Source organism: Arthrobacter bambusae (genome assembly GCF_030812595.1).
Taxonomy (GTDB): Bacteria; Actinomycetota; Actinomycetes; order Actinomycetales; family Micrococcaceae; genus Arthrobacter; species Arthrobacter bambusae_B.
In genome coordinates this window covers 719,564-728,213 of record NZ_JAUSSZ010000001.1, presented here as the reverse complement: position 1 = coordinate 728,213, position 8,650 = coordinate 719,564, and the positions used below count along the sequence as shown (strand labels likewise).

6 protein-coding genes and 1 tRNA gene are annotated in these 8,650 nt (G+C 64.6%); 4 read left to right on the top strand and 3 right to left on the bottom strand.

Features of this window, described 5'->3' with window-relative positions:
- Positions 1-167: 167 nt before the first annotated feature.
- Together J2S96_RS03445 and J2S96_RS03440 are read right to left on the bottom strand one after the other, a co-directional pair.
- Positions 168-2,273, bottom strand: a complete 2,106-nt coding sequence (locus tag J2S96_RS03445) for an acyl-CoA dehydrogenase family protein (protein WP_306859861.1) — start codon at positions 2,271-2,273, stop codon at positions 168-170.
- 56 nt (positions 2,274-2,329) lie between these two features.
- Positions 2,330-3,052, bottom strand: coding sequence for a TetR/AcrR family transcriptional regulator (locus J2S96_RS03440; protein ID WP_370872985.1), 723 nt, complete (start codon positions 3,050-3,052; stop codon positions 2,330-2,332).
- 68 nt (positions 3,053-3,120) lie between these two features.
- Here J2S96_RS03440 and J2S96_RS03435 point away from each other — a divergent pair, with 68 nt between their 5' ends.
- From J2S96_RS03435 to J2S96_RS03425, 3 genes are read left to right on the top strand one after another with little or no spacing between them, the layout of a single operon-like run.
- The gene (locus tag J2S96_RS03435; protein WP_306859857.1) at positions 3,121-4,488 is read left to right on the top strand and encodes an acetyl-CoA C-acetyltransferase; all 1,368 of its coding nucleotides are present in this window, start codon (positions 3,121-3,123) and stop codon (positions 4,486-4,488) included.
- A gap of 5 nt (positions 4,489-4,493) precedes the next feature.
- On the top strand, positions 4,494-5,846 hold the full coding sequence (locus tag J2S96_RS03430; RefSeq protein ID WP_306859855.1) for a 3-oxoacyl-ACP reductase: 1,353 nt from the start codon (positions 4,494-4,496) through the stop codon (positions 5,844-5,846).
- Positions 5,843-6,754: a MaoC family dehydratase gene (locus J2S96_RS03425; RefSeq protein WP_306859853.1), complete on the top strand. Its 912-nt coding sequence runs from the start codon at positions 5,843-5,845 to the stop codon at positions 6,752-6,754. Before J2S96_RS03430 ends, J2S96_RS03425 begins: the two co-directional genes overlap by 4 nt.
- 230 nt (positions 6,755-6,984) lie before the next feature.
- Here the strand turns inward: J2S96_RS03425 and J2S96_RS03420 are convergent.
- Positions 6,985-7,067 (bottom strand) — tRNA-Leu (locus tag J2S96_RS03420).
- 275 nt (positions 7,068-7,342) lie between these two features.
- Here J2S96_RS03420 and J2S96_RS03415 point away from each other — a divergent pair.
- Positions 7,343-8,647 carry a M20/M25/M40 family metallo-hydrolase gene (locus J2S96_RS03415; RefSeq protein WP_306859851.1) on the top strand — a complete coding sequence of 435 codons (1,305 nt, stop codon included), beginning with the start codon at positions 7,343-7,345 and terminating at the stop codon, positions 8,645-8,647.
- Positions 8,648-8,650: the final 3 nt, after the last annotated feature.

Genomic DNA, 8,650 nt, shown 5'->3' with positions numbered 1-8,650 from the left:
AACCAAAAAACACCTTTTTTTCTATTTGTTTGCCTCCGCCCCCCGACCCCGCCCCCCGGGGTTGTTGTTGTAAAAAACCCCCGGCGGGCCCCCCCCCCCCGGGGGGGCGCGGCGCCGTCGTCGCTAAAGGATCCGGCAGATGTTCACCTACCGGTCACGGCACGATGCTATCTGGATTTTCTCGCCTTCAAGGCGAGGAGGCTTTTCTCCTCCGCGGGCGCGTTGCCGCTTGCCCGTTGCGCCTGGAAGTAGCCGCGGGCCTCGTCCTGCCGTTCCTTTTCCGCACCCGAGGCGACGGTCGCCCGCAAGTGCTCCGGACCGTAGCCGAAGGAATCGACGAGGTCCAGGGCGTGGGGACGGATCTTGACGAGAAGCCTGTTGATGTATGCCCCTACGGTTCGTCCGCGCTGCATGGATAGGCGGCCGTTCATGAGGTACCAGGACAAGTGCTTTTCGATGAGCGAGAGCCCGAACAGGTCCCGAAGCCAGGTCATGACGCGCAAGGTGCCCGGATCGCTGATCTTGCCGAGGGCTTCCGTGAACGCTTCCCATTGGAGGAGTTCGGCGTGGGCCTGGGCGGCTTCAATCAAATCGTCCTGATGCTGGTTGAACAGTGCGGCGCCTTGGTGCTGTGGAAGCTTGTTTGCCCCCTTGAGCGCAGAACCCACCTCCGCCACCATCGACTGCACCCGGTCTGTCAGGAGCGTGCGCTGGCCCTCTTCGTCCCGCAAGGCCAAAGCGGCCTTCTGGACTGATCCCGTGTCTGCCACGAATTGCGCCACTTGACGCAGGCCGGTCCGGTTGATGGCGACGTCGGCAGCCTGTGCCGCCACGAAACGGGCGAGCACGCCAAAGCCGACATTGCGGAATTCCTTGGCGTAGTCGGCCAGGAGGCGCTTTGCGACGAGCTGGAGGAGCACGGTGTTGTCGCCCTCGAACGTGGCATAGACGTCCAGGTCCGCGCGGAGCGAGGCGAACCGGTTCTCGATGAGGAATCCAGCGCCGCCACACGCCTCGCGGCACTCTTGCAGCGTGTCGAGGGCATGCCAGGTGCTCAGGGGCTTGAGGGCCGCGGCGAGGGTCTCGAGGTCCTGGCGGTCGGCGTCGGTGTCGTGCCGGCCGGAGAAGACGTCGTCGAACTTTTCAAGCAGCTTCTCGTGCGCGAAGCTCGCCGCGAAGGTGGTGGCTAGCCGGGTGAACAAGCGGCGCTGGTGCCGCTGGTAGTCCAGCAGCACTTCCTCGTCAGTAGCGGAAGAGGCGTTGAACTGGCGCCGCTCGACGGCGTAGCGGATGGCGCTCGTGAGGGCCACCTTGCTTGCGGCGACTGCGGCGCCGTCGAGGGAAACCCGGCCCTGTACCAAGGTGCCAAGCATCGTGAAGAATCGTCGTCCAGGGCTGGCGATGGGCGAGGAATACTCGCCCTCGGGCGAGACGTTGCCGTAGCGGTTGAGCAGGTTGGTGCGGGGAATGCGGACATCGGTGAAGTGCAGCCGGCCGTTGTCGATGCCGTTGAGACCGCCTTTGATACCGTCGTCCTCGCCGCCGATTCCCGGCAGGAACTCTTTGGTGTCCGGGTCCCTCAGCTGAACGTAGAACGCGTGGACGCCATGGTTCACGTTGCGGGTCACCAGTTGGGCGAACACGACGGCGGCCAAGCCGTCCTCGGCTGCGTTGCCGATGTAGTCCTTCCACGCTGCACGGAACGGGGTGTTGATGACGAACTCCTGCGTGGCCTCGTCATAGGTGGCCGTGGTGGCAATGCTCGCAACATCGGAGCCGTGTCCGGTTTCGGTCATGGCGAAGCAGCCGGGTATCTCCAGGTCCATGATCCCGGGCAGCCATGTGTTCTGGTGCTCCTCCGTGCCAAGGTGCATCACCGCTGCGCCGAAGAGGCCCCATTGGACACCGGCCTTGATCTGAAGGGAAGGATCGGCAGTGACGAGCTCCTCGAAGCCGGCGATGTTGCCTCCGTGGTCATCCGAGCCGCCCAAGCTCGAAGGGAACGCCCGGTGCACCGCGTTGTTGTCCACGAGGTACTTCAGCTGCCCGAATACCCGCTTGCGGTGCTCGGTATGCGTCAATCCTTCGATCTTGTGTACCTCAGGGCGGCCGGCGAGCTCGCGCGCCGTGTGTCGGATGTGGGCCCACTTGCCGAGCAGCAGTTCCCCAAGCGCCGCTACGTCCACCGCAGGGGAGGACGAATCAGGCTGTGCAGGTGCAGCCGACCTGGCGGACGCCCGGCTGGAGGAGGTGCGGTCCACTACTTCAGTCATGGTGATTCCTTCTTTGGTTCCGAACAACGTGGAGTTATTGCTGATATTCAGAGGACTTATTGCTGATATTCAGAGGAGTTGATCTTGAGTTCCGGGGCGATTCCGATGCACAGCCAATCGGTGATCCGGGCCGCCATGGTTTCCTGGTCCGGTTTTGCGGGGGAGGCAGGACTGGCGAGCCACCTCTCACCGGCATTGCGGACCAGCCCGATGGCCGCCGTGGGCCAGTAGTCGATCAGCGCTTCCTCTTCCGCGCCCAGGTGTTCCCGCATTGGCCGGGCGATCATGGCACTGATCGATTCGAAGAAATGGCCAAGCGCTCCGGAGGCGGCTATGGCGTCTTGAGCCGACGGTTCCCCTTGTGAGAGGCGGGTGATGAACGCGTAGACGGCCGGGCTGGACTCCGCCATCTGCAGGTACGCGGAGACCATGGCGAACAAGCCTTCGCGCGGAGTCTGTGCGCTTTCTGCCGCTTCCTTCATCCGCCGTTGCATCTGTCCCAGCACTACTTCGCCCATTGCCTGTTGCAAGCCGGCTTTGTCCCTGAAATACCGGTAGTACACCGATTTGGAGGTACTGGCCGCGGTGGCGATGTCTTCCATGGAGGCGTCGCTGCCCAGCGCATGGACGGCCTTGCGGGCGGCCTTGATGAGCTCGCGCCGGCGTTCTTCGCGGTGGATCTGCCACCTCGCGGCGCGGCCGTCGACGGCGGGAGCCGCGCCTTCTGCGGGAGGCGGGGTCCCGGCGTCGTGTTCGGCTGGAAGTCCGGGGCTGGGGATGTTCACGATACTCAGCGTATCAGGTACGCTGGGTATCAGTAACCCGATGTGATCATAAGGAGAAACGCATGCCTGCAACACATTCCGCGAGCGCACCACACGAATCCACCGCAACCCCGGGCACACTGCGCCGGGCCGTGGTGGTCGGCGGGAACAGGATCCCCTTCGCCCGGACCGGCGGCGCCTATACCAAATCGTCGAACCAGGACATGCTGACGGCCGCACTTGATGGGCTGATCGCACGGTTCGGACTGCAGGAGGAACGGATCGGGGAGGTCGCCGCTGGAGCTGTTTTGAAGCACTCCCGCGACTTCAACCTGACACGCGAAGCGGTGCTTGGCTCGGCCCTTTCCGCGGAGACCCCTGCCTACGACCTCCAGCAGGCGTGCGCAACCGGCCTTGAGACCGTCCTTGGCCTCGCCAACAAAATCAAGCTGGGCCAAATCGACTCGGCCATCGCCGGCGGCGTCGACTCCGCGTCGGATGCTCCTATCGCCGTGAGCGAGGGGCTCCGCGAAATCCTTCTCGACCTGAATCGCGCCAAGTCGCTCCCCGAGCGGCTCAAGGTCCTCTCGCGGATGCGTCCCAAGGACCTCGCCCCGGATGCTCCGAACACCGGGGAACCGCGGACAGGCCTCTCCATGGGAGAACACCAGGCCCTCACCACGGCCCAATGGAAAATCAGCCGCGAAGCCCAGGATGAGATCGCTTTCAATAGCCACCACAACCTCGCCGCGGCCTACGAACGTGGCTTCTTCGATGACCTGGTGACTCCTTACCGGGGGCTAAGCCGCGATTCGAACCTGCGGCCCGATACGTCCATGGAGAAGCTGGCCACCCTCAAGCCCGTCTTCGGCAAGAGCCTCGGAGCGGAGGCCACCATGACGGCCGGGAACTCCACCCCGCTCACCGACGGTGCCTCAACAGTGCTCCTCGGCACGGAGGAATGGGCTGACTCCCGGGGCCTTCCCAAGCTGGCCGTCGTCGTCGACGGCGAGGCTGCCGCCGTCGATTTCGTCCACGGCAAGGACGGACTGCTCATGGCTCCTGCCTTCGCAGTGCCTCGACTCCTGGCCCGCAACGGGCTCTCCTTCGAAGACATCGACTTCTTCGAAATCCACGAAGCTTTTGCGGGCACCGTACTGAGCACGCTCGCCGCGTGGGAAGACGAGGAGTTCGGCCGTATCAGGCTGGGACTGGATGGCGCCCTCGGCAAGATCGACCGCGCCAAGCTCAACGTGAATGGCTCGTCCCTCGCCGCCGGGCATCCTTTTGCGGCAACGGGCGGGCGGATCGTTGCCTCGCTGGCGAAGATGCTGCACGAGAACGGCCCGGTCGACGGCCGTCCTGCCCGCGGACTCATCTCCATCTGCGCTGCCGGCGGGCAGGGAGTTGTCGCGATCCTCGAGGCATTCTCCGCTCCGGAAGGGCGGTAGCCGGGATGACCGACAAATACACACAGTTTGTCAGCCACGGGATTGGCAAGGACCTGGCCAAAAGGCTCGGATTGCCCCAACCGGCCGTGCTCCGGAGGTACAAAGCGGGGGAACCGCTTGTTCCGGGCCCGGTCCTCGTGTTGGGGAGCGGTGACGGCAGGACGGCCGGTTCCGACGAACTGGCTGGAGCCCTCGCGGGCTGGGGGCTGGACGTCCGGCGTTCCGCCTTGCCCAAGGAAAAGCTGGGCGCCATCATCCTCGTGCTCGACGCCGTGGAACACCCCGAAGAGCTTGCCGGACCCGTCCTCACCGCGGCACCATCACTGCGTGATTTGGCCCCGGGCGCGAGGGTCGTCACGATCTCCCGCACCCCGGCCTCTGCCGCCAGCCCGGCTGTTGCCGCCGGGCGTCAAGGAGTCGACGGGCTCCTTCGTTCGCTGGCCAAGGAACTCCGGGCAGGCGCCACGGCCAACGGCATTCTGCTGGGGGACGGTGCCGGCACCACCAGCCCCAGCACACTCGGTGCGCTTCGCTTTTTCCTGTCCGGGCGATCCGCGTTCGTGGATGGCCAGTTCCTGACGGTCACCTCAGGCACCGGCCAGCTTCCCGCCGACGCCGACAAGCCCCTGGCCGGGAAGGTCGCCGTCGTCACGGGAGCCGCCCGGGGAATCGGGGCGGCAATCGCGCGAACCCTCCACCGGGACGGCGCCCGGTTGGTGGTGGTGGATATTCCCGCTGCGGGAGACCACCTCGCCGAAGTCGCCAACGAGGTCCATGGCACCGCCCTGCAGTTGGACATCACCGCCGAGGACGCCGGGAAGCGGATCATCAACCAAGCCGTCGAACGGCACGGCGCCCTCGATATCGTCATCCACAATGCCGGCATTACCCGGGACAAGCTCCTGGCCAACATGGATGAGGGCCGCTGGAATTCCGTCATTGGGGTGAACATCGCCTCGCAGTTGAGGATCAACGAGGCGCTGTTGGGATCGGACCAGCTCCGGAAGACCCCACGGATCGTGTCCGTGGCCTCCACCAGCGGAATCGCCGGCAATCGCGGGCAGACCAACTACGCTGCTTCCAAAGGGGGAGTGATCGGCATGGTCAGGGCCACGGCACCCTTGCTGGCGGAAGGGGGCGGCTCGATCAACGCCGTCGCGCCCGGCTTCATCGAGACCGACATGACCGCCCGGATTCCCTTCGCAACCCGCGAAGTGGCCCGCAGGCTGAATTCGCTGCAGCAGGGCGGCCTGCCCGGGGACGTGGCAGAGGCAATTGCGTTCCTTGCATCGGACGCGGCCGGTGGAATCACGGGAGAAGTGCTCCGGGTCTGTGGACAGAACCTGGTGGGTGCATGAGTACGGAACAACCGGTCATCCTGGGGGATCTGCCGTCCCTCTCAAAGCTGTACGTCAACGCGGCGGCGACGGCGGCGCGGCGGAGGGTGCTGGGATTCCAGGCGGCCGCCGAGCTGCCTCACGGGAGCCATGAGGTCCACGGGGTGCGGGCCGACGTCGAGAACCTCACCGCGTATCAGCACCTGATCGGCGAGACCGCGAGTGACGTGCTGCCGGCCGGCTTCATCCATGCCCTCGCGTTCCCGGTTGCAATGAGCGTGCTGAACCGGGACGACTTCCCGCTTCCCCTGCTGGGGATGATCCATTTGAAGAACCATGTGGAGCAATTGCGGGCCGTTCTGTTCAATGAACCGCTCGACGTCCGGTCCTGGGCCGAGGACATGCGCGGCCACAGGGCCGGAACCCAGCTGGATGTCGTCGCCGAAGTTCGATCAAGCGAGGACGGGACCTTGCTCTGGCGGGGCGTCTCGACGTATCTGGCCAAGGGGGTCTTCCTGCCGGGGGTCGATAAAGCCGCCACGGCCGCCGCTCCGGCTGAGTTCACGGCACCCGCGCCAACCGCCGTCTGGCAGCTTGGCGTGGACACCGGCCGCCTTTACGCCGCCGTATCCGGAGACTTCAATCCGATCCACTTGAGCCTCCTCTCGGCAAAGGCGCTGGGCCTGCCGCGGTCAATCGCGCACGGCATGTACCTGGCATCCCGGGCTTTGGCTGACGTTGGAGCGGTGAAGTCGGAGGCGTTCCGCTGGGACGTTGCCTTCGAGGCGCCCGTGTACCTCCCGGCGAGGGTTGCACTGGAAATCGGCACGGTCCACTCCGTGTCAGGGCAGTGGGAGCGGTCGGACTACGTCGCCTGGAACCCACGAAGCGGCCGGAGGCACTTCAGCGGATCCGTGACGGCGCTCTAGCGAGTCCGCCTGAGGTTTCAACATAGCGACGGCGACGGCGGCCACCCACTTGGGGGCCGCCGTCGCCGTCGCTCGCCGGGCCCTCATGGAATGCATGCCGACTGCATTCGGGGAATGGCCGGTAATGCAATTTAATAAATGTGATGAATGCCTCATAGGCGCGCTCGAAAAGCAAATTCAACTTAAACAAAGAAGGCCTGGAATTATCAAAATTCCAGGCCTTGCAATTGTGCGCGGAGGGGGACTTGAACCCCCACCCCCTTTCGAGGACTAGCACCTCAAGCTAGCGCGTCTGCCATTCCGCCACCCGCGCAGGTGGTGTTCGGAGTCTTCGTTCTGCGCCTCTCAGCGCTTCTCTTTCCTCCGAAGCAGCGAGAAAAACTCTAACACGGTTTCCGGGAAATAAAAAAACCGGCGCTCGGGAGGGAGCCGGTAACCGCAATTGGCCCTCGTCCGTCCGCGCCAAAACACTGGAATACACACCGCCAAACGGGCCTTCGGTGGGTAGGCTGAGGGAAGCGCGCGGGAGCGTCCGCACCACCTACCGCCCCGCCGGAGCACGTCCACCCCAGCAGCAAGGAGAGTTCCATGACTGATTTCCGACCCGAGGACGAAGTAGTCCGGATCTGCCAGGAACTCATCCGCATAGACTCCTCGAACTTCGGTGACGATTCCGGCCCCGGGGAACGTGCCGCAGCGGAATACACGGCGGGCCTTATAAGCGAAGTAGGCTTGGACGCTGAAATCTTTGAGTCGGCTCCGGGCCGGGCCAATGTCGTCACCCGCATGGCGGGGGAGGACCCCTCAGCCGATGCCCTCGTCGTGCACGGCCACCTCGACGTCGTTCCTGCGCGCAAGGACCAGTGGTCCGTGGATCCCTTCAGCGGCGAACTCAAGGATGGGCTGATCTGGGGGCGCGGCGCCGTGGACATGAAGGACATGGACGCCATGATTCTCTCGGTCATGCGCGACTTCGCCCGCACGGGACGCAAGCCCAAGCGGGACATCATCTTCGCGTTCTTCGCTGACGAGGAAGCCGGGGGCAACTACGGCGCTCGCTACGCCGTCGAGCACCGCAGGGAGCTCTTTGACGGTGCCACGGAGGCAATCTCCGAAGTGGGTGGCTTCTCGGCCACGATCGGCGGCCAACGCACCTACTTGCTCCAGACCGCGGAGAAGGGACTTTCCTGGCTGCGCCTCGTGGCCCACGGCCGTGCGGGGCACGGTTCGCAAATCAACACGGACAACGCGATCACCCGCCTGGCCGGGGCAGTGACCAGGATCGGTGAATACCCCTGGCCGATCGAGCTGACCCCCACTACGCGGCAGTTCCTGGATGGTGTCACGGAACTGACCGGGGTTGAATTCGATCCCGACAACCCCGAGACCCTCCTGAAGGAACTCGGCACCGTGGCGCGATTCGTCGGAGCCACCCTCCAGAACACCTCGAACCCCACCTTGCTGAGCTCCGGATACAAGCACAACGTCATCCCCGAATCGGCGGAAGCCCTCGTGGACTGCCGCACGCTGCCTGGCCAGCAGGAGGCGGTCTTCGAAACGATCAAAAAGCTTGCCGGAGACGGCGTGGACGTCAGCTACGTCAACAAGGATGTGTCCCTGGAAGTGCCGTTCGCCGGCAACCTGGTAGACGCCATGATCGATGCCTTGCACTCGGAGGACCCCGGCGCGAAGGTGTTGCCGTACACCTTGTCCGGCGGCACCGACAACAAGTCGCTCAGCAAGATCGGCATCACAGGCTATGGCTTCGCCCCGTTGATGCTCCCCGAGGAACTCGACTTCACAGGGATGTTCCACGGCGTTGACGAACGAGTCCCGGCCGATTCGCTCAAGTTCGGATCCAGGGTTCTCAACACCCTGCTCAGCAATTACTAGGGA

Bases quoted from the DNA above. Each gene is read 5' to 3' on its own strand.
- J2S96_RS03445 (WP_306859861.1), bottom strand. From the start codon at position 2,273: ATGACTGAAGTAGTGGACCGCACCTCCTCCAGCCGGGCGTCCGCCAGG.
- J2S96_RS03435 (WP_306859857.1), top strand. From the start codon at position 3,121: ATGCCTGCAACACATTCCGCGAGCGCACCACACGAATCCACCGCAACC.
- J2S96_RS03430 (WP_306859855.1), top strand. From the start codon at position 4,494: ATGACCGACAAATACACACAGTTTGTCAGCCACGGGATTGGCAAGGAC.
- J2S96_RS03425 (WP_306859853.1), top strand. From the start codon at position 5,843: ATGAGTACGGAACAACCGGTCATCCTGGGGGATCTGCCGTCCCTCTCA.
- J2S96_RS03415 (WP_306859851.1), top strand. From the start codon at position 7,343: ATGACTGATTTCCGACCCGAGGACGAAGTAGTCCGGATCTGCCAGGAA.